Annotated in this window: 1 protein-coding gene; it reads right to left on the reverse strand. The window is 50.1% G+C overall.

What is annotated here, in order from left to right:
- Window positions 1-1,185: hypothetical protein (locus EP57_RS16950; RefSeq protein WP_036085165.1), on the reverse strand; the 1,185-nt coding region annotated here is incomplete at both ends.

A 1,185-nucleotide genomic window follows, 5' to 3' on the forward strand; every position in this document is an offset into this window, starting at 1 on the left:
CGTCCAGCCATGTTGATGGTGAAGGTACCGCTACCTTCTAGCACCGTGTAATTATTTTTGCGCACGCCATCGACCCACATTTCAATGCGTCCGACCAGGCTACTGTTGACTTTTCCTGTCACATTTATTTTGCCATAAAAGTAAGCCCCTGCTCCGGTGTCTAAGGCCAAATCATACCGCGTATCTACGAGCTGCGCAACGGCTTGGTATTTCTGCCAGATATAGCCGTTTTTATCTTCTGGTAATAACGTGACTTTGGCGCGTGCGGATGGGATTTTTCCTGTCATATCGCCTCGGAAAGCTTGGGTACCCGGTGGAATGTCCACCACGTGTGCAGTTTTACCATCTACTTGTATATGCACTTTGGCAATGGCATGGTTCGGTTCTAATGTGCCGGTAAGCTCGGATTGGCTCAAATCATAGGTCGGAATCGTCATCCCCATGCCACTCTTCACACATTCGACATTGGTTGTTTGGCGAAGTGTATCGAACTTGTCATAGGAAGATAACTGGATAGCGCGGTTATCCGATGGGGTGATATGTCCTTTCAAACTCATGACAAACTCCACAGCGGGGTTGGAGATTGCGAGCAATCGTTTGATGATACCATCTTCACTCAGACGTATCCGGTTTACGAGTGGTCCAACGGTGCCGCGCAAGGAAACGGTATCTACATTATACAGATTGGGAGCCACTAGGAAACCGGCGGCATCTTGTAAGGGGAGCTTTTGGGTGGTTGCCAGGTTGTTCTCGGCATCGTATCCTTCAATCCAAATGGCACGGTAGACATCGTCTTTAGTGCGATTCGGAAGTTGGAAGTCCAGCTGCATCGATGCTTGGTCGACGGGAACCTTGTCTTGGAGCACTGTCATCGCTTCGTTACTTCCCTCCGCGGGGTATTCGACCACGCGCACCTGTTGAATCAAGGCGCCGACGTTGACTTGCAAGTGGGTATCTTGTTGGACATCATATGCTGCGGGGGTGATGGTATACCACGCGCCTTGTTGGACGGCCTGCAGATTCACTTTATAGCGATGTCCCGCACTATTCGTGATGGGATGCAGGTTTATCGGATCATTGTTCGCGACGAGATACACTTCGCGATAGTTCGTTCCTTTCAAGGCGTTGGATTGGATACGAAATGTCCGTGTCGCTGGATTGATGCGGGTATAGGTATTGGCGACC

The organism is Listeria booriae, assembly GCF_000766865.1.
In the GTDB taxonomy this organism is placed as follows: domain Bacteria; phylum Bacillota; class Bacilli; order Lactobacillales; family Listeriaceae; genus Listeria_A; species Listeria_A booriae.